Source organism: Seonamhaeicola sp. ML3, from assembly GCF_023273855.1.
GTDB lineage: Bacteria > Bacteroidota > Bacteroidia > Flavobacteriales > Flavobacteriaceae > Seonamhaeicola.
Genome location: NZ_CP096884.1, coordinates 2635251 through 2654656 on the forward strand (window position 1 = coordinate 2635251; position 19406 = coordinate 2654656).

Consider the following 19406-nt stretch of genomic DNA (forward strand, 5'->3'; position numbering starts at 1 on the left):
GAAACCTATGGCATTTTTAGAATTAAATAACATTTATAAAACCTATAACCCGAACAAGGAGTATAAAGGTGAGATATTAGACAATATTAACCTTCAAATTAACGAAGGGGAGTTTGTTGCAATCGTTGGGTTCTCCGGAAGTGGTAAAACTACACTGGTGAATTTAATTAACGGTTTGCTTAAACCAACCGAAGGAGAAGTGCTTTTTAAAGGAGAAAAAGTAGAAGGTACAAGTCATGAAAGAGGCGTAATTTTTCAAAACTATTCTTTATTACCATGGTTATCTGTGTTTAGTAATGTGGAAATGGCAGTGAAAGAAGCATTTAAAAGTGACTCAAAAAAAGAGATTAAGGAACGTGTAGAAAAATTTGTTGATATGGTAGGTTTAACACCGGCTATTAACAAATTTCCAAAAGAATTATCTGGAGGAATGCGTCAAAGAGTTTCTGTAGCAAGAGCTCTAGCTATGGATCCTGAAATGATCATTATGGATGAGCCTTTAGGAGCATTGGATGCTTTAACCAGAGGAAACCTTCAAGATGAGATTTTAAAGATTTGGGAAACCAATAAGCGCACGGCATTGTTGATTACTAACGATGTGGACGAGGCAGTTTACATGGCCGATAGAATTATTCCTTTAAAACCAGGTCCTAAAGCAACATTAGGTCCCGAATTTAAAGTAAATATTGAAAGGCCAAGGGATAAGACTAGTCTTAATGATAATCCAGAATACAAGAAAACACGTAATGCTATCATTGCGTATTTAATGGATTTAGGTGATGAAAAGGCCGCAGCAACAAGCGATGTGGAATATGAATTACCAGATATTCAACCAAGAGATTATAGATGGTAACCCTTTAAAATGTAAGAGAAATGAGCGCAGTAAAAGAACATTATAAAATAGAAAAGTTTCCTTCTAACGAGGTTATGTTAGATTTGGAAAACTTAAAGAAAGTATATCCTACACCAAAGGGCGACTATGTTGTATTAGAACATCTAGATCTTCAAATTCGAAAACAAGAGTTTATAACTATAATTGGACATTCTGGATGTGGTAAAACCACTATGCTATCTATGATTGCAGGTTTAAACCCTATTTCAGATGGAAAAATAAAGGTGTTAGGGTCAAGTATAAAAGGTCCAGGGCCAGACAGAGGGGTTATTTTTCAGGCACCGAGTTTAATGCCATGGTTGACCACTTTCGAAAATGTTATGTTGGGAGTTAAAAAAGCATACCCTGATGCAACAAAAAAGCAAAAACAAGATATCTGTAAATATTACTTGCATAAAGTAGGTATGGATAATTCCTTGAATAAAAAAGCATCAGAGATTTCACAAGGAGAGCAACAACGAGTAGGTATAGCAAGAGCATTTGCCATTAAACCTAAAGTGTTATTGCTTGATGAGCCTTTCGGAATGTTGGATTCTTTAACAAGAGGACAATTACAGGATGTATTGATAGATGTCTGGAACAAGGAAAAGATTACAGCTGTTATGATTACGCACGATGTGGACGAGGCCATCTTTTTGGCAGATCGTGTAGTAATGATGACCAGCGGCCCAAGAGCAAAAATTGGAGATGTACTATCGATAGATTTTGAACGTCCTAGGTCCAGAAAAGCAATACTTGATCATGATGATTATTACAAATACAGAAAGCATTTAATTGACTTTTTGGAACACTAAAAATGAACGAAAAAAAAGCAGTTTGAAACATGAGTTTTATCATAAAAGAGACATTTGGGTCTTTTTATATTTGCCTCAAATAATAGAACTGTAACTAATTAATAACTAATTCAAAAACATATAATTTAAAATTAGAAAACATGAGAAAACAATACGTTTTAATAGCAATTTTAGCTTTAGTTGTACAATTCGCACAAGCACAGTTTACCTTAGATGGAGAGTTTAGACCACGTACAGAGTACAGACATGGTTTTGGAAGTATTTTACCGGAATCTGCAGAGCCAGGTTTTGGTATTTCTACAAGAGCAAGACTAAATGCAGGTTTTGCCACAGATGCTTACAAAGTATACATCAGTCTTCAGGATGTTATGGTTTGGGGTGAAAACAGACAAATTTTACCTTTTGACCAAAACAATTCATTCGCTATTTTTCAAGCATGGGCAGAAATTAAACTAGGTGAAGGTTGGTCTACTAAATTAGGTCGTCAAGTTTTATCTTACGATGATCAACGTATACTAGGTGGTTTAGATTGGGCTCAACAAGGACGTAACCATGATGCGGCAATGATTAAATACAAAAAAGATAAATTTATCTTAGATTTTGCATTTGCATTTAATCAAGACAACCAACAGCCAACAGGTTTCCAATCAGTAGGAAACACGTATAACACTACAGGTTTCTTTTCATACAAGACTATGCAAATGCTTTACTTAAAGCAAGCTTGGGAGAAGTTTACAGGTAGCTTATTATTACTTAACAATGGTTTTCAAAACTTTGATGGTTCTGGAGCTCAAGATGGTTTGAGTAGCCTACAAACTTTAGGAACGCACTTAGTTTACAAATCTGGAGCATTTACAGCTGCTGCCAATGCATTTATCCAAACAGGAGAGCGTCAAGGAGAAGTAAAAGTTAAAGGTGCTTACTTAGTAGGTTTAGATTTAAAAGTTAAAACATCAGATAAAGTTACTTTAGGTGGTGGTTTAGAAATCATTAGCGGTAACGATGGTGGTGCCGGTGAAACTGGAGCTTTCTTCCCATTATATGGAACAAACCACAAGTTTAATGGTTTAATGGATTATTTCTACGTAGGTAACCATGCCAACTCTGTAGGTTTATTTGATGTGTATGTAAACTCTAACTTTAAATTGGGTGCTAAGTCTAGTTTAATGGTTGCATTCCATAACTTTAGCGGAGAGCAAGATTTACCTAGCGGGGAAAGTGCTTTGGGATCAGAACTTGATTTAGTTTTCAAAAAAGTATTTAATGGATTTGCTTTAGTAGCAGGTTACTCACACATGTTCCCTTCAGATGGTATGTACGAGCTTAAAGGTGTAGCTGAAAGTGATGCTGCTAGCGGACAAAACTGGGCTTGGGCGATGTTGGTTATTAAGCCTAAATTCTTAAACACAGCAAAATAATATTTAAAATAAAATCTGATTATTCAGGTTTATCATGACTATTTTTATTGAAACCCCACCGGATGGTGGGGTTTTTTATACTTTTAAAGATTAAGCTATCTAGATAAATATCTCCAATTTTTAAGTTATTTATTTCCAAAATGAATCTTATTGAAAGAAGAGTGTGTTTTTGTAGCTTCAGGTAGATAGTAATTCCAAGTAATTGTAAAGCTAATTAGTAAAAGTTTACCTAATATATTTTCATTGAAAAGTACCGAGCGTAGCTAATCAAAAGGTGTCTAAATAGCGCTATTTTAACTAGGTTTATAGACTGAGCTCAACCTGATAATAAGGTTTAGCTTGATTGTTTTCAGTAAAATATGAATGTAACCATATCTTGCTTGAGTTAATTTAAAGCAGAGGCTCATAAAAGAAAGCGTCTTCTAGATATTTTTCTAGAAGACGCTTTTTTATCTTATCTAAGTTTTAGTGTTGAATCTAATTTTACCAACCCGGATTTTGAGGGAAACCTTCATAAAACTGTGTTTGGTTAGCTTCGAACGGTAACCAGTAATGTTTTGGATACTCACAAACTCTCTCTACAAGCAGGAATTCTTCAAAGAATGTCCAGTCCTTATCAAAGTTTAATCCCGTCTTCATTTTGTACTTGTCCTCATGGGCAACTCCCCAACGACGGATATCCATCCATCTGTGTGCCTCATAAGACAGCTCTACTGCTCTCTCTCGTCTCAGCTCGTCCATGAACTTGATGTTGTCTGCAACAATTGCAGGGTGTACATTGGGTATCCCCGCTCTGTCCCTTAGCGTGTTTATCGCCTGTTCCGCAGTCAATGCAAAACCATTGGACGGTGTAGTTGCTCCCTTGGCTACATGAAGGGCCTCTGCATACATTAGGTAAACATCGGTCAACCTCATGTGGATGCGCATTCCCGTAAACCTTCTAATGATATTGTTCCCGCGCTGTACATGGTACTGGCCATTGATCTCCGGATAGAACTTCTTGAACATATACCCTGTTCGTGATACATTACCAGCACCACGGTGTGAACCGGAATTACCGCTTCCGTCGTCCCATAACTGGGCAACTCTATTCTGTGGTTGTACGCCCCCTCTGGTAGAGATAACGTCCCTATCGGAAAAAATCCATGCATCGAAACGTGGGTCACGGTTATCGAACGGCTTGGTCGGGTCGTATAGCGTAGGGCCATAGGCACCGCTCAAATCGTCCTCTATGGATAGCCCATTGGCCATTCCAAAATTGTTGTATATAAAATTATGCGTGGCCGCATCGTTCCCTGATGCAGATTGACCGATAGGTCTTGGGATACCGGCTGCCATGAAGGCTATCGTCTGCCCAACGGATGAACCTCCCGAACCTGCAAAGATAAGCTCCCTAGCTTCTGGAGCAAGACCGGGCCACCTGTTTCTCGGTACTTCCCATAATACTTTCTTGTAATCTTCCATGTTCTGTGCCAGTGAATATTCGCCGGCCTGTGCCAACTTGAGCACTTCTGCAAAAGCCTCGGCGGCCATTGAGGCCAGTTCCGTATCATAGGTATAGGTGTCGATTCCCGGCTGGTTGTTAAAGAACATCAGCGGGCTGGCAGCCCATAACAGGTTCTTTCCCTGAAATGCGTAAGCAGCTCCTTTTGTTACCCTACCGGCATTGTTGCCCAATGTTGCCTGTCCGTAAGTCTCGTTGTCCCAGTTTACGGGCAATAGCTCGATGGCCTTTTTGTAATCCTCGTTAACGGATAATGCAACCTCTTTATAGGTCTCCGGACGGGGAATGGTAATCGCCCCCTCGAATACTTCTGTGATGTGTGGGAAACGCCCCCAGAACTTCATGATCTCGTTGTGGAAGAAAGCCCTGAAAAAGTAGGCCTGTCCCAATATTACGTTCTTTTCCTCGGTGCTAAGGCCTTCCATTAAATCTTGGTTGGCAAGCACGATATTGGCCTTACGGATACCTGTCATACTACCTCTCCATATCCTTGGTCTACGTCTGGCCTGGTTGTTATTGGAATCTCCAGGTCTGTTTTGGTGCGTGTTCTTACCAAAATAAGCAAATCGCTGGGTTACCCAATTGTCGAGCTGTCCACGATCCACGGCGCCACTGAACTGGCCAGTCCTGAAGGTGTCATCACCAAAGGTATAGTCCTGGAATGAATGTCCGGAAGTACCGTACTCCACTACCAAATTGTACATCTCCTCTACAAAACCCTGAGAGGTACGGAAAGTCGCAAATACATCTGTAATATCTATCTCAGCTTCCGGTGCGATATCTAAATATTCTTCACAGGAGTAGGTAGACAGTAGCAGCCCAAGAAGCAAGACTGCTTTTGCTTTAAAATTTTTCATAATTTTTGTTTTTTTCTTAAAATTAGATATTTTTTTTGAGAAATTATAATTGGTATTAAAAATTTAGACTCAATGAAATACCAAAGGTTTAAAACGTGTTTTAGATTTTTAATAATTTTAAATGATAGATAATGTGTAGGTTACGCATTGTAAGTGTTGTTTCACTCAATGTTGTTTTTCTTTTTTTTATCTTACAGTTAGTTTAGATGTGAATCTAAAAAACGCTTACATCATGAAACACAAAAACAAAATTTTTCAATTAAGATTTGATTATGGTAAAATGAAATTTTTCAAAATTAGTCTTGTTTTATTTTTTCTATTATCCTCACAAAGTTATTTTGCTCAACAGATACAAAATGATAAAGAAAACACGAATTCAGTTAATACTTATTTAACAGGTGTTGTGCTCGATCATGATAAATTGCCATTACCTAATATGAGTATTGTTTTAAAAGGTACAGAAATTGGAACGGCAACTAATTTTGATGGGGAATATATATTTCCAGAAATACTCAAAGAAGGTGATGTATTAATTTTTAGCGCTTTAGGTTATGCGCCTAAGGCCATTACCATAGGCAAAGACCAAAAAATCCTCAATATTACTTTAGAAGCAGAACTTGTTGAGCTCATGGGGGCAGTAGACGGTGATAAAGTTTATAAAACTAAGCGTAACTTATGGCTTAGGATAAAAGGACTGTTTTAATGTATAAACTTAGTTACTTTGTCTTTTTATTGGTTTTTAATCTTCAAGCTCAGGTTTCAGATTTCAATCAAGTGAATTTTAAAAAAGCAGATAGTATAGCGAGGAATCTTAACGGTGCCTCGCTTTCTAATTTACCCATATTGGCATATAGATTAACGGGCGATTTAGACTCTGAGGTCGAAAAACTTAGAGCTATTTACATGTGGATTTGCCACAACATAAAAAACGACTATGGTCTTTACGCTTTGAATATGAAAAAGAGAAGGAAATATAAGGACGATAGTTTTGCACTTGCAGATTGGAATGAATTTTTCAAGGAAAAAACATTGACAAGACTATTGAAACAAAAAAGAACAATATGTACAGGATATGCTTATTTACTTCAAAAACTTTCTGTATTTGCTGGGCTTGAATGTAAAATGATTCATGGTTATGGCAGGACGGTTAGTACCAATATAGACGTGTTGAGTATTCCGAATCATTCTTGGAATGTGGTTCAATTAAATGGTAAATGGTATTTGGTCGATCCCACATGGTCCAGTGGATATTTCAACTTTGAAGAAAAACAATTTATCCCATCATTTAACGAAGGTTATTTTTTGACAGACCCCAATCTATTCATTAAAAGTCATTACCCTTTAGACTTTCAGTGGGCTTTAACTGATACCGATTTCACTATTGATGAGTTTTTAACTGGTCCATTGGTTTATGGAAATTCGTTTAAACACGACATAATTCCAGTTTCACCTTTAAAAATGAGATTCGAAGTTGAGCAAAATGAAAAATTTAAATTTCAGTTTGAAGTTGTTGATAAAACAAATATTCATCATGTTAGTCTGCTATTGGCAGATTCAGGTAAAACTTTAAATGCTGAGATGTCTTTCAATAAAAAAGAAAACCTGCTTGAAGTCGAGACCTTTATAAAACACAGGGGAATATATGATATTCACGTTTTGGTAAAAGAAGATATAGTGGCCACTTTTGTAGTTAAAGTTAGAAAAAGCCAAATCAAAAATCATAATTAGTTAAATTACTTTTCTTACATTTAAAACTGAAAACAAGTTTTATGTTGAAGAAAGTATTTGGTAGTGCCGTTTTTGGTGTAGAGGCTACCACGATTACCGTCGAGGTAAATGTAGATTCAGGAATTGGTTATCATCTCGTGGGCTTACCTGATAATGCTATCAAAGAGAGTAATTACCGTATAGCGGCTGCTCTTCAGAATAATGGTTATAAAATTCCAGGAAAGAAGATTACAATTAACATGGCACCTGCCGATTTACGGAAAGAAGGTAGTGCCTACGATTTAACCCTAGCCATGGGTATACTTTCGGCGTCTAATCAAATAAAAGCAAAAGATTTAGATAGGTATTTAATTATGGGCGAGCTATCTCTAGATGGTAGTTTACAACCTATAAAAGGGGCTTTACCCATTGCAATTAAAGCTAGGGAAGAAGGTTTTAAAGGCTTTATTCTTCCACGCCAAAATGCAAAAGAAGCTGCCATTGTAAATGATTTAGAAGTTTTTGGTGTTGATAATATCAAACAGGTTATTCATTTTTTTGATAAAGGTGAAACTCTAGAAAGAACTATAGTAGATACTCGTGAAGAGTTTTATAAAAATTTAGAGTTCCCCGATTTTGATTTTGCAGATGTAAAAGGTCAGGAAAGTATTAAGCGTTGTATGGAAATTGCCGCTGCAGGTGGTCATAATATTATTTTAATAGGTCCGCCAGGAGCTGGGAAAACGATGCTTGCCAAACGATTACCAAGTATCTTACCACCAATGACCTTACACGAAGCCTTAGAAACGACTAAAATACACTCTGTGGTTGGTCGAGTAAGAGATAATACAGGTTTAATGGCTCAAAGGCCTTTTAGAAGTCCACATCACACAATTTCAGATGTGGCCCTTGTAGGTGGTGGGGCTTATCCTCAACCGGGAGAGATATCCTTATCGCATAATGGCGTGTTGTTTTTAGATGAATTGCCAGAATTTAAACGTTCGGTTTTAGAGGTGATGCGTCAGCCCTTAGAAGATAGAGAAGTTACTATTTCTAGGGCTAAGTTTACGGTAACATATCCGTCATCTTTTATGCTAGTGGCCAGTATGAATCCCAGTCCTAGTGGTTATTTTAACGACCCAGATGCTCCTGTAACTTCTAGTCCAGCAGAGATGCAGCGTTATTTAAGTAAAATTTCAGGACCACTTTTAGATCGCATTGATATTCATATAGAAGTCACACCAGTACCATTTGAAAAACTATCGGATGATAGAAAAGGGGAGTCTTCAGTAGACATAAGAAAACGTGTTACTGCAGCCCGAGATTTTCAAAGTAAACGTTTTGAAGATAATGGAAGCGTACATTACAACGCCCAAATGAATACCAAACAGATTAGACAATATTGTGTTTTGGATGAAGATTCCAAAAGTCTTTTAAAAACTGCTATGGAGCGTTTAAATCTTTCAGCAAGGGCATACGACAGAATTCTTAAAGTAGCGAGAACCATTGCAGATTTAGAGGCTTCTGAACATGTAAATGGCGCTCATATTAGTGAGGCTATTCAATATCGAAGTTTAGACAGAGAGGGTTGGTTAGGGTGATTTTAGTTTTTAAATAAAAATAACAATTTAAAGTCTTGTTTATAGATAATGAAAACTATTTTTAAAATAATTATTTTGATAAGTTTAAATCTTTGTGGTGCTCAGGTACAAATAGGACAAGATATTGATGGAGATGAAGGACTTAGTGAATCAGTTTGGTCGGTAAGTCTATCATCTGACGGAAACATAGTAGCTATCGGAACTCCTTACAATGCTGGTAATGTGGGAAAAGTGAGTATTTATAGATATGCTTCTTGTGAATGGACTCAAATTGGAGATGATATTCATGGAGAGGCTATCTCTGATCTTTCTGGTAGATCTATAAGTTTATCATCCGATGGAAGTATTGTGGCAATAGGAGCAATTGGAAATGATGGAAATGGAAATTCTTCTGGACATGTAAGGTTATATGAAAATTTATCAGGAACATGGACCCAAATAGGAAATGATATTGATGGAGAAGCAGCCAATGATCGATCAGGTTATTCTGTAAGTCTTTCAGATAATGGCAATATAGTGGCTATTGGTGCTACGGAGAATGATGGGAAAGGACATGTTCGGGTATATGAAAATCTGGCAGGAACATGGACCCAAATAGGAGTTGACATTGATGGAGAGGCACTTGGAGATTTATCGGGGTATTCCATTAGCCTGTCTTCAAATGGAATGGTGCTAGCAATAGGTGCGCCAGAAAACGATAGAAATGGTACAGATTCAGGTCATGTAAGAACATATGAATACATATCTGGTACATGGATTCAAACAGGCGGCGATATAGATGGAGAAAATAGTTTAGGTAGGTCTGGACAATCTGTAAGTCTATCATCCGATGGAAGTATTATAGCAATAGGTGCGCAAGGAAACAATGGAAATGGTGCAGATTCAGGTCATGTACGTATATATGAAAATAGATTAGGAGTATGGACACAAATAGGGAATGATATAGATGGAGAGGCAGAAGGTAATCTTTTTGGTTATTCTGTAGATTTATCAAATGATGGTAGTATAGTGGCAATAGGGGCACGACTTAGTGATGTAAACGGACCTGCTTCTGGTCATGTAAAAGTTTTTCAGAACATTTCTGGTTCTTGGATTCAAATTGGTGACACTATTAATGGTGTAGCACCTGGAGATAATTATGGTTTTTCAGTTAGTTTGTCAGCAGATGGTAATCGTTTAGCTATTGGTGCAAGAAATTCGCGTAATAATAATAGACCTGGTCACGTACGTGTTTTTAGTTTTTCTTCAGAGCTAACCCCAGTATTTGATGTTGTAGACCAAATATGCGAAGGGGATACCTTGGGTCCTTTGCCAACAACTTCTATTAATGGTATTACAGGAACATGGTCCCCAGCATTAGATACTACAACTACTACAACTTATACTTTTACACCCAATATGGGAGAGTGCGCTAACAGCATAAGATTAACTATAGATGTTAATACTATAGTTGATCCAGTTTTTGATGTTATAAATCCAATAATAGGAGGAACTAGCCTAGATCCTTTGCCAACAACTTCAAATAATGGTATTACAGGTACATGGTCTCCAACACTAGATAATACTGCTACCACTACTTATACTTTTACACCCAATGCAGGTGAGTGTGCTAACAGCACAACAATAACAATAGTTGTCGATGATTCAATTGTTCCAGAGTGTACAACATTAATTTTACCAACTTCTGGAGGTTTTGGTATTCCGATTAATACAGATTTGGAATGGAATGTCGCTTCAAATGCTACAGGCTACAGATTAAGAATTGGTACAAGCTCTGGTGCTTCAGATATTTTGAACGCTCTGGATGTTGGGGATGTAACAGCATACGATTTTGTTTCAGACCTACCAAATAACACCAATATTTTTGTAACTATTATGCCTTATAACGACAATGGCGACGCTTTAAGTTGTAGCGAATATTTTTTCATGACTGAAGGAAATACTTTCAATAGCGAATTACCTCCAAAATTTTTCACTCCTAATAATGATACTATCAATGATTCATGGGTAGTACCCAATACAGAAAATAATATATCAAGCATATTTATTTATGATCGCTATGGTAAACTTTTGAAAGAGATACTAGATCCTTCAACAGGTTGGGATGGTATATTTAATGGCAAATTAATGATGGCCAGTGAGTATTGGTATAAAATTGTATACAATGATGGCACCTTGTTTACAGGGCATTTTAGTTTAGTTAGATAATTGAATTCAATTGTTTTATAAACTCATTTTGATAAACTATTTCATTAAATTTATGTGAAGTTTTATTACTGTTTTTAAATTGAATATTATGAAGATGAAATGGTTAGTCATAATAATGGTGCTCTTGGTGGGGTGCAATTTCTCAAAAACCGAGGATGTAGAAGCATCTAAAAAAAGTAACTCAGAAAGTATTGCGAATAACAGTAAAATCCAAAAACTAGATTTAGAACAAGCGAATAAACTTGCCGACTTACCCTTGCACTGTATGAACATAGAGTATCCCAATAGGTTATCGCAGACTTTAGGGGATAGTACAGATCTACTGCCGCCAAGGATTTTACACCCCGCGTTTTACGGATGTTTTGATTGGCACTCTGCTGTTCATGGGCATTGGAGTTTGGTAAGTTTATTGAAACAATTTCCAAATCTTGATAAAGCGGAAGACATAAAAAAACGTTTGCTAGATAATATGTCTAAAGAAAATATAGAAGCCGAGGTTGCGTATTTTCATGGAAAGCACAATAAGTCTTTCGAGCGTACCTATGGTTGGACGTGGCTCTTAAAGTTAGCTGAGGAGTTACATACATGGAACCATACTACCGCAAGAACGTTAGAACAGAATTTACAACCTCTCACTAATCTTATTTGTGACAAGTATATTGAATACTTACCAAAACTTAACTATCCACAGCGTGTGGGCACTCATAGTAATACTGCATTTGGATTGTCCTTTGCTTATGATTATGCAAAGACTGTAAATCATGAAGCCTTAAAAAAAGCGATTGAAGAAAGGGCGTTATTTTTCTTTTTGAAAGACGAAAATTGCCCCATGTCTTGGGAGCCAGGCGGCAGTGACTTTCTCTCGCCTTGTTTGGAAGAAGCAGCGTTAATGAAACGGCTTTTACCTCAAGATGAGTTTAAATCTTGGTTGAACCATTTTTTGCCTGCTCTAAAAGGTAAGGACTACAGTTTAGAGCCTGGTGTAGTTTCTGATAGGGCCGATGGTCACCTGGTGCATTTAGATGGTGTTAATTTTTCTCGTGCTTGGAATTTATATGAGATTTCTAAAAATCTACCTGAATACAATCATTTAAGGCATGTTGCGAATCAGCATATCAATTATTCACTACCAAGTATTTTTGGCGATGATTATATGGGTGGACATTGGTTAGGTAGTTTTGCTATTTACGCTCTAAATACAGCTTCTCAAGATTAAAAGTTAAAGTATGTTAATTAATGTTTAATTAATGGGATTGACCATTTGATTAATATTATTTTTAGTCTTTAAATCAAATCAATCCAAAAACATGAAACAGCTCTTGCAATTAAAATGCGTGTGTCTTTTTCTTTTCACGTTAAATACATTTTCTCAGGATCCAATAATAAATTTCCCATCAATAAGCCCAGATGGTCAATCTATAGCCTTTAATTTTCAGGGAGATATTTGGACTTCAGATATTAATGGTAACAATGCCAAACGTTTAACGGTTCATGAAGCCTACGATACAAAACCCATCTGGAGTGTATCTGGCGATAACATTGCTTTTCAAAGTAACAGGTATGGTAATAACGATATCTATATAATACCATCTAGGGGTGGGGTTTCTAAAAGGATAACACACCATTCGGCAACAGATGTTATAACAGATTATACTAGTAATGGGGATATCATCTTTTCTACAAGAAGGAATTTTGTTCAGGTTGAACGTTCAGCTGAAACTCATATTATTAGCGAAAATGGAGGTACACCATACCGATTCATGGATGCTACGGGTTTCGATACTAAATTATCCCCCAACGGAAAACGCATAGTATTTACAAGAGGCAGATGCCGTTTAGAGCGTGAAGCCTATAAAGGTCCTGCCAATAGAGATATTTGGTTGTACGATATTAAAAACGACAAATATTCTCAGCTCACAGATTTCGATGGAAATGATTTTTATCCACATTGGGGAGATAACAATACCATTTATTTTCAGTCATCTAGAAGTGGAAAATATAATATTCATAAACTTAAAATCGATAATTCAGGTAAAAAAATAGCCGCTATTACTCAGGTGAGCAATTTCAAGGATATGGGCATTTTTTCATTTCATTTAAGTAAAAATGGAAGCGATTTAATCATGACAAAGGGGAATCAAGTATTTCATATTAATGCTAAGACTAATGTTCAAAATGAAATTAAAATTAATATAAATTCAGATAGCCGATTTGATCCCATAGTACACAAAACATATGCGGGCAATGTACGAGAAGTGGCCATTTCTCCAAACGGAAAACTTAGTGCTTTAGAAATTAGAGGAGAGATTTTTTTAAGGGAAACTAATAAGGATAAAAAACGTGTTGTAAATGTTTCTAAATCGCCTTATCGAGATAGGGATGCTGTTTGGTTAAATGATAGTACACTAATTTTTGTTTCTGATAGAGACGGACAAAAGGATATCTATTTAGTAGCGTCTAACGATGCCAATGAATCTGATATTTTCAAATCTTTGAAGCATAAAATAAAAAGAATTACAAAAACCGATGAAGAAGAACATGGTTTAAAATTATCTCCCAACGGAAAACAAATAGCGTATATTAAGGGGCGAGGAGAGCTCATAGTCGCTGATATTGATGGTAAAGGAAAATTATCTAACCAGACCATTTTGTTAAGTGGTTGGGCAACTCCAAGCGGTGTGTCATGGTCTCCAGATTCTAAATGGTTAGCGTATAGTTTGGCAAACCTCGACTTCAATACAGAAATATTTATCCACAAGGCCGATAATGCTTCAAAACCTGTAAATATTTCTATGCATCCAAAACAAGATAGTAATCCGGTTTGGAGCCCAGATGGAAAGAAAATCATGTTTTCCTCAAACAGAAACAATGGTGATTACGATGTCTGGTTTACTTGGTTAACAAAAACCGATTGGGAAAAAACAACTCAAGATTGGGAAGAGGTAGTTGAAGAAAAGAAACCTGAAAGTAAAAAAGGGACAGATAAAAAGAAAGATGCCGAGAAAGAGGTAAAACCAGTTGCGATAGATTTTCAAGATATTCATGAGCGTCAAGTTCAAGTAACATCTTCTGTTGGAGGAGAGTTTGGAGTATTGTTTTCAAAAGATAGCAAGACGATTTATTATGTTACTGGTAATGGTAGCCGAGGTGATGCTGAAGTAGATTCAGATTTATACAAAATTAAGTGGGACGGAAAAGACAAAAAGGCAATTACAACAAAAAACAGTAGACCTTCTAATTTTACTGCAGACAAAAAACGCTCTAAGATATATTACACTAAAAGAGGGAGCTTATCTAGCTTAAACCTATCTAACGATAAGTCTGAAAGTTTACCTTTTCTAGCCAAAATGGATATTGATTACGATAATGAATCTCAGCAAATATTCAATGAAGCTTGGAAAGCTATTAATGACGGATTTTACGATCCTAATTTCCATGGGCAAAATTGGAATACCTTAAAAAAACAATACGAACCTCTGGCTTTGGGCGCCTCTACGAGAACAGATTTTCAAACAATGTTCAATAGAATGTTGGGACAAATTAATGCGAGCCATATGGGATTGTATAGTGTAGAGACTAGAAATAAAACGCAAAGAGAATCTACTGGTCTATTGGGTGTTGAGGTTAAGCCTAATGCCAATGGGAGTTTAAAAGTAACCTCGGTTATTAATGGTATGCCGGGCGACAGGAAAGCAAGTAAGCTCCTTCTTGGTGATGTCATTAAAAATATTAATGGTACAGAACTCTCCAAGAATTTAAATGCTTACAGTTTATTGCAAGGCACTTCAAACGAAAAAATTTATTTGGTTGTTGAACGTAATGGTGAATCTATAGAAATTGTAATTAGGCCAAAAAGCAGCAACCGTACCGAGAACTATAAGGCTTGGGTTAAGCAACGAAAAAAGCTAACCGACTTATATTCTAATGGTAGGTTGGGATACATTCATATTCAGGGCATGAACTGGACAAGTTTCGAGCGTTTTGAAAGAGAATTAATGGCTGCCGGTCACGGCAAAGAAGGCGTGGTTATAGATGTGCGTTACAATGGCGGAGGTTGGACTACAGATTACCTCATGGCTGTTTTAAATGTAAAACAGCATGCCTATACTGTTCCTAGAGGCGCAACTAAAAACTTAGAATCTGAACATAAAAAATTCGTGAATCACTATCCGTTTAGTGAGCGTTTACCTTTAGCTTCCTGGACAAAACCCTCCATTGCACTTTGTAATCAAAATAGCTATTCTAATGCAGAAATATTTTCTCATGCCTATAAATCATTAGATTTGGGGACTTTAGTGGGAACGCCAACATTTGGTGCAGTTATATCTACTGGAGGCACTGGGTTAATAGACGGTTCTTTCGTCAGGATGCCTTTTAGGGGTTGGTTCGTAAAAGAAACCATGTCTAATATGGAACTAGGTCCTGCCGTCCCAGATATTATTATTTACAATAGGCCAGATGATAAAGCTAAAAATAAAGATACGCAGCTAAAAAAAGCGGTGGACGAATTATTAAGTCAGCTTTAGTCTCGTGTGTAAACTAAATTTTTTCCATTGTCATAAAATGTTAGTAGTGAAGATTAAGATTTCTTATCTTGTATATTGATTATTTGGTTTTAATCAAGTTTTCGAATTTACAAGTATCTCATGAATTTTTTTAAAATAGATATTAATGCCGACGTAGGCGAGGGCTTAGGTAACGAATCTATGTTAATGCCCTATATCTCTTCTTGTAACATTGCCTGTGGCGGACATGCCGGAGATGAGCTTACCATGAGAGAAGTTGTAAAGCTAGCTAAAAATAGCAACGTTAAGATTGGTGCTCATCCTTCGTTTCCTGATAAAGAGAATTTTGGACGCGTAAAAATGGACATTTCATGTGCTGCCTTATATACGTCGTTAAAACATCAAATTACAGATATGTTAGCTGTATTAGAACAAGAGCAAGCTACTTTGCATCATATTAAACCTCATGGCGCACTTTATAATTTAGCAGCAAAGGACAAAAAAGTAGCGAATGTTATTATCGAAGTAGTTAAAAGTATGCACAGACCAGTACAGCTATATGTGCCATACAAATCGGTTGTTGCAGAATTAGCTCAAGAAAATGGACTCTCAATAACTTATGAAGCTTTTGCCGATAGAAATTATAATCCGGATTTAAGTTTGGTCTCCAGAAACGAAGATAATGCCTTGATAACAGATGTAGATAACATGGCAGAACATGTTCTAAATATGATTCTAAATAAAAAGCTTAAGACTGTTTCCGGGGAAGAACAGCATATTATTGCAGAAACAATCTGTGTTCATGGCGACAGCCCAAACGCCATACAAATGGTAAAAAAATTAAACGATCACTTAAGGGAAAGTGAAATTAGAATTCAGTAGTTTATGTCTTATCAACTAACCTATAAACCTTTTGGAGAAAGGTCTATTTTAATTGAATGGCCTCAAAAAACACATAAAGATATACTAACCGATGTTTTAAATTTCAAATCGAATATTCAGAAAAGTAGTAGTAAACCAATATCTCAGGTAAATCATGCATATAATTCATTATTAGTAACTTATGAAGAATCCATGATTGGGTTTGAATATGAAATTGAAGATTTAAAGCGTATCTATAAAACAGATAAGTTTAATGCCAATCCAGATTGCAAACTATGGAAAATTCCTGTTTGTTATGATATTGATTTTGGTATTGATATTGAAGAATTAGCAAAAGAAAAAGGTTTTTCGGTCAATGAGGTCATCAAGATTCACACTCAAACAAGCTATACCGTTTATTTCATTGGGTTTTTACCAGGCTTTCTATACTTAGGAGGTTTGGATAAAGCACTTTACACACCAAGAAAGGCTACACCACGTTTAAAAATTGAGCGGGGAGCTGTGGCTATTGGTGGAGAACAGACAGGTGTTTATCCCAGTGCTAGTCCTGGAGGTTGGAACATTATAGGTAATTCTCCAATACATTTTTTTAATGTTGAAAAGGAATCACCCTGTTTTGCATCAGCTGGGGACCAAATTCAATTTTATTCTGTTTCTAAAAAGGAGCATGCCGATATACAGGTTTTAGTCAAAGCTGGTGTATATCAAATAGAAAGTGAGGTGATTCTTGATTAAGGTATTACACCCAGGATTGTATACTTCTGTTCAAGACTTTGGGAGGTTTGGGGTTCAAGCCTACGGTGTGCCTATTTCGGGAGTTATGGATAGGCAAGCAGCCTCCTTTGCCAATGCTATTTTGGGAAACCCAAAAGGGTCTCCAGTTTTAGAAATTACAATGGTTGGCCCTAAGCTAGAGTTTCAGTGTCATACATCGGTTTGTGTCTCTGGTGCTGATATGTCCCCAAAATTAAATGGCACTGAAGTTCCAACAAACAAATTGGTTTCAGTCAAAAAAGGTGATATTTTATCTTTTGGAAAATTAAACTTCGGATTTAGAACGTATTTGGCAGTTTCGGGAGGTTTTAAAACCGAGCAAATTTTGAATAGTCGTAGCATGTATCAAGGTATAACCCAAACTTCTAAAATAGAGAAAAACAATATTTTAGATATTGCTCCTCAGGACGCTATTACCTTAGAACATCATGCTGCTATTAAAATGCAACATGATTATATACTTACAGAAAAAATAGAAGTGCTCAAAGGCCCCGAGTTCGATAAGCTTTCCGAAGTACAAAAAAGTCTTCTGTTCAATACGAGATTTACTATATCTAAAGATAATAATAGGATGGCTTATCAGTTAGATGAAGTTTTAGAGAATCATCTAAAACCTATTATTACCTCCTTGGTACTTCCCGGTACAGTTCAGTTAACGCCCTCAGGAAAACTCATTGTATTAATGCGAGATTGCCAAACTACTGGAGGATATCCACGTGTGTTGCAACTCAAAGAATCGGCAATCAATACCGTGTCTCAAAAGTTCACTGGACAGGCCATTCAATTTGTTTTACATGAATATAAAGCGCTAATAAATATGGGATTATGACAATAAGAATAGTTTTATTTTACATAGGCGCTCTTATTCTTTTTGGGTGTGATACGTTAAAACCTTTATCTGCAGATGAGATTGTTACTAAATCCATAGAAAAATCTGGTGGAGTACTTATTGAGCAGTCAAAAATAGATTTTGAATTTCGGAATATAAACTACACTGCTATCAGGAATTCTGGAACGTTTAAGTTATGTAGAAATTTCACAAGCTATACTGATACCATTACCGATTGTTTGAGTAATGATGGTTTTAAGAGATTTATAAATGGTGCGACTACTAAAATACCTGATAGTATGGTGACAAGGTATTTGGCTTCGGTAAATTCGGTGCATTATTTTTCTGTATTGCCCTATGGATTAAACGGTAAGGCGGTTAATAAAACCTACCTAAAAAAAGTTAAAATTAAGGGGAAAGAATATCATAAAATTAAAATCACTTTTAACGAAGACGGAGGCGGAGAGGACTTTGAAGATGTCTTTCTATATTTCTTTGACACCGCTACTTTTAAAGTTGATTATTTAGCGTATTCCTATGAAGAGTCTCATGGAGTAGGATTGCGATTTAGAGAAGTATACAACGAACGCTTTATTAAAGGTGTTCGTTTTGTGGATTATAATAATTATGGCCCAAAAAATGAAAATGCCATTTTAGATGATATTGAAGTCTTATTTCAAAATGATGAATTAAAACTAGTTTCAAAAATAGAACTGGAAGATGTTAATGTAACGTTAGGCCAATTCTAGGGCGATTTCAATCATATCTTTAAAACTGGTTTCACGATCCTTACTCGACAGTTTATCCCCAGTTACTAGCGAATCGGAAATTGTTAATATACTCAGTGCATGAACATCATATTTAGATGCGATGGTATACAAACCAGCAGTTTCCATTTCTACGCACAAGACTCCAAACTTTGACCATTTTTTGTAAGACTCGAAGTCGTCGGCATAAAATTCATCCGAGGTAAAAATATTTCCTGCTTTAATAGGGATATTTTTATTTTTTGCGGCTTCAACCGCTTTTTGAAACAATTCAAAATTTGCTGTTGGGGCATAGTCTGCGCCATTAAAACGTAATTCGTTTAGTCCTGAGTTAGAAGACGCAGCCATAGCTAATACAACATCTCTAATCTTTACGTGTTTTTGGTAAGACCCCGCACTTCCAACGCGAATAAGGTTTTTTACACCGTATTCGTTTATTAATTCGTGTACATATATAGAAATAGATGGCACCCCCATTCCCGTACCCATTACAGAGATTGGTTTGCCATTGTAAGAGCCTGTATACCCAAGCATACCTCTAACTTCATTAAAACACACAGGGTTATCGAAAAAAGTTTCTGCAATCCATTTAGCTCTTAATGGATCTCCAGGAAGTAAAATAGTTTCGGCTATATCCCCTTTTTTAGCTTCTATGTGTACGCTCATTA

The 19406-nt window shown here is 36.4% G+C and carries 15 protein-coding genes; 13 read left to right on the top strand and 2 right to left on the bottom strand.

Annotation, left to right across the window (positions count from 1 at the left end; genetic code table 11):
* The first annotated feature begins 7 nt into the window (after window positions 1-7).
* The 3 genes from M0214_RS11415 to M0214_RS11425 all read left to right on the top strand — a co-directional run bounded on the left by M0214_RS11415 (window position 8) and on the right by M0214_RS11425 (window position 3104).
* Window positions 8-853 carry an ABC transporter ATP-binding protein gene (locus M0214_RS11415; RefSeq protein ID WP_248722691.1) on the top strand — a complete coding sequence of 282 codons (846 nt, stop codon included), beginning with the start codon at window positions 8-10 and terminating at the stop codon, window positions 851-853.
* Between the two features lie 20 nt (window positions 854-873).
* Entirely contained in the window at window positions 874-1686 is an 813-nt protein-coding gene (locus M0214_RS11420; protein WP_248722692.1) for an ABC transporter ATP-binding protein, read from the top strand.
* 140 nt (window positions 1687-1826) lie between these two features.
* On the top strand, window positions 1827-3104 hold the full coding sequence (locus M0214_RS11425; RefSeq protein WP_248722693.1) for an alginate export family protein: 1278 nt from the start codon (window positions 1827-1829) through the stop codon (window positions 3102-3104).
* A 483-nt stretch (window positions 3105-3587) separates the two neighbouring features.
* On the opposite strand, the gene M0214_RS11430 is transcribed toward M0214_RS11425, so the two are convergent.
* On the bottom strand, window positions 3588-5465 hold the full coding sequence (locus tag M0214_RS11430; protein ID WP_248722694.1) for a RagB/SusD family nutrient uptake outer membrane protein: 1878 nt from the start codon (window positions 5463-5465) through the stop codon (window positions 3588-3590).
* A gap of 232 nt (window positions 5466-5697) precedes the next feature.
* Between M0214_RS11430 and M0214_RS11435 the strand changes: the two genes are divergently transcribed.
* The 10 genes from M0214_RS11435 to M0214_RS11480 all read left to right on the top strand — a co-directional run bounded on the left by M0214_RS11435 (window position 5698) and on the right by M0214_RS11480 (window position 18720).
* Window positions 5698-6168 carry a carboxypeptidase-like regulatory domain-containing protein gene (locus M0214_RS11435; protein WP_248722695.1) on the top strand — a complete coding sequence of 157 codons (471 nt, stop codon included), beginning with the start codon at window positions 5698-5700 and terminating at the stop codon, window positions 6166-6168.
* Window positions 6168-7193: a transglutaminase domain-containing protein gene (locus tag M0214_RS11440; protein WP_248722696.1), complete on the top strand. Its 1026-nt coding sequence runs from the start codon at window positions 6168-6170 to the stop codon at window positions 7191-7193. The genes M0214_RS11435 and M0214_RS11440 overlap by 1 nt, the downstream gene beginning before the upstream one ends.
* A gap of 41 nt (window positions 7194-7234) precedes the next feature.
* The gene (locus tag M0214_RS11445; RefSeq protein WP_248722697.1) at window positions 7235-8773 is read left to right on the top strand and encodes a YifB family Mg chelatase-like AAA ATPase; all 1539 of its coding nucleotides are present in this window, start codon (window positions 7235-7237) and stop codon (window positions 8771-8773) included.
* Window positions 8774-8821: 48 nt separating this feature from the next.
* The gene (locus tag M0214_RS11450) at window positions 8822-10981 is read left to right on the top strand and encodes a T9SS type B sorting domain-containing protein (RefSeq protein ID WP_248722698.1); all 2160 of its coding nucleotides are present in this window, start codon (window positions 8822-8824) and stop codon (window positions 10979-10981) included.
* Between the two features lie 88 nt (window positions 10982-11069).
* The gene (locus M0214_RS11455) at window positions 11070-12197 is read left to right on the top strand and encodes a DUF2891 domain-containing protein (RefSeq protein ID WP_248722699.1); all 1128 of its coding nucleotides are present in this window, start codon (window positions 11070-11072) and stop codon (window positions 12195-12197) included.
* A 91-nt stretch (window positions 12198-12288) separates the two neighbouring features.
* On the top strand, window positions 12289-15507 hold the full coding sequence (locus M0214_RS11460; protein WP_248722700.1) for a S41 family peptidase: 3219 nt from the start codon (window positions 12289-12291) through the stop codon (window positions 15505-15507).
* Window positions 15508-15627: 120 nt separating this feature from the next.
* The gene (gene pxpA, locus M0214_RS11465; RefSeq protein WP_248722701.1) at window positions 15628-16368 is read left to right on the top strand and encodes a 5-oxoprolinase subunit PxpA; all 741 of its coding nucleotides are present in this window, start codon (window positions 15628-15630) and stop codon (window positions 16366-16368) included.
* A 3-nt stretch (window positions 16369-16371) separates the two neighbouring features.
* The gene (gene pxpB, locus M0214_RS11470) at window positions 16372-17103 is read left to right on the top strand and encodes a 5-oxoprolinase subunit PxpB (RefSeq protein ID WP_248722702.1); all 732 of its coding nucleotides are present in this window, start codon (window positions 16372-16374) and stop codon (window positions 17101-17103) included.
* A complete protein-coding gene (locus M0214_RS11475) occupies window positions 17096-17971 on the top strand; it encodes a biotin-dependent carboxyltransferase family protein (protein ID WP_248722703.1) in 876 nt (291 codons plus the stop codon). The genes pxpB and M0214_RS11475 overlap by 8 nt, the downstream gene beginning before the upstream one ends.
* Window positions 17968-18720 carry a DUF6503 family protein gene (locus tag M0214_RS11480; RefSeq protein WP_248722704.1) on the top strand — a complete coding sequence of 251 codons (753 nt, stop codon included), beginning with the start codon at window positions 17968-17970 and terminating at the stop codon, window positions 18718-18720. Before M0214_RS11475 ends, M0214_RS11480 begins: the two co-directional genes overlap by 4 nt.
* On the opposite strand, the gene deoD is transcribed toward M0214_RS11480, so the two are convergent.
* On the bottom strand, window positions 18706-19404 hold the full coding sequence (gene deoD / locus M0214_RS11485; protein WP_248722705.1) for a purine-nucleoside phosphorylase: 699 nt from the start codon (window positions 19402-19404) through the stop codon (window positions 18706-18708). The two genes, M0214_RS11480 and deoD, sit on opposite strands and share 15 nt — an antisense overlap.
* Window positions 19405-19406 lie beyond the last annotated feature (2 nt).

Excerpts from the sequence above, each read along its gene's own strand:
- M0214_RS11440 (WP_248722696.1), top strand. The coding sequence starts at position 6,168 with ATGTATAAACTTAGTTACTTTGTCTTTTTATTGGTTTTTAATCTTCAA.
- pxpA (WP_248722701.1), top strand. The coding sequence starts at position 15,628 with ATGAATTTTTTTAAAATAGATATTAATGCCGACGTAGGCGAGGGCTTA.
- M0214_RS11480 (WP_248722704.1), top strand. The coding sequence starts at position 17,968 with ATGACAATAAGAATAGTTTTATTTTACATAGGCGCTCTTATTCTTTTT.
- M0214_RS11420 (WP_248722692.1), top strand. The coding sequence starts at position 874 with ATGAGCGCAGTAAAAGAACATTATAAAATAGAAAAGTTTCCTTCTAAC.
- pxpB (WP_248722702.1), top strand. The coding sequence starts at position 16,372 with ATGTCTTATCAACTAACCTATAAACCTTTTGGAGAAAGGTCTATTTTA.
- M0214_RS11435 (WP_248722695.1), top strand. The coding sequence starts at position 5,698 with ATGAAACACAAAAACAAAATTTTTCAATTAAGATTTGATTATGGTAAA.
- M0214_RS11455 (WP_248722699.1), top strand. The coding sequence starts at position 11,070 with ATGAAGATGAAATGGTTAGTCATAATAATGGTGCTCTTGGTGGGGTGC.
- M0214_RS11415 (WP_248722691.1), top strand. The coding sequence starts at position 8 with ATGGCATTTTTAGAATTAAATAACATTTATAAAACCTATAACCCGAAC.
- M0214_RS11445 (WP_248722697.1), top strand. The coding sequence starts at position 7,235 with ATGTTGAAGAAAGTATTTGGTAGTGCCGTTTTTGGTGTAGAGGCTACC.
- M0214_RS11460 (WP_248722700.1), top strand. The coding sequence starts at position 12,289 with ATGAAACAGCTCTTGCAATTAAAATGCGTGTGTCTTTTTCTTTTCACG.
- M0214_RS11450 (WP_248722698.1), top strand. The coding sequence starts at position 8,822 with ATGAAAACTATTTTTAAAATAATTATTTTGATAAGTTTAAATCTTTGT.
- deoD (WP_248722705.1), bottom strand. The coding sequence starts at position 19,404 with ATGAGCGTACACATAGAAGCTAAAAAAGGGGATATAGCCGAAACTATT.
- M0214_RS11430 (WP_248722694.1), bottom strand. The coding sequence starts at position 5,465 with ATGAAAAATTTTAAAGCAAAAGCAGTCTTGCTTCTTGGGCTGCTACTG.
- M0214_RS11425 (WP_248722693.1), top strand. The coding sequence starts at position 1,827 with ATGAGAAAACAATACGTTTTAATAGCAATTTTAGCTTTAGTTGTACAA.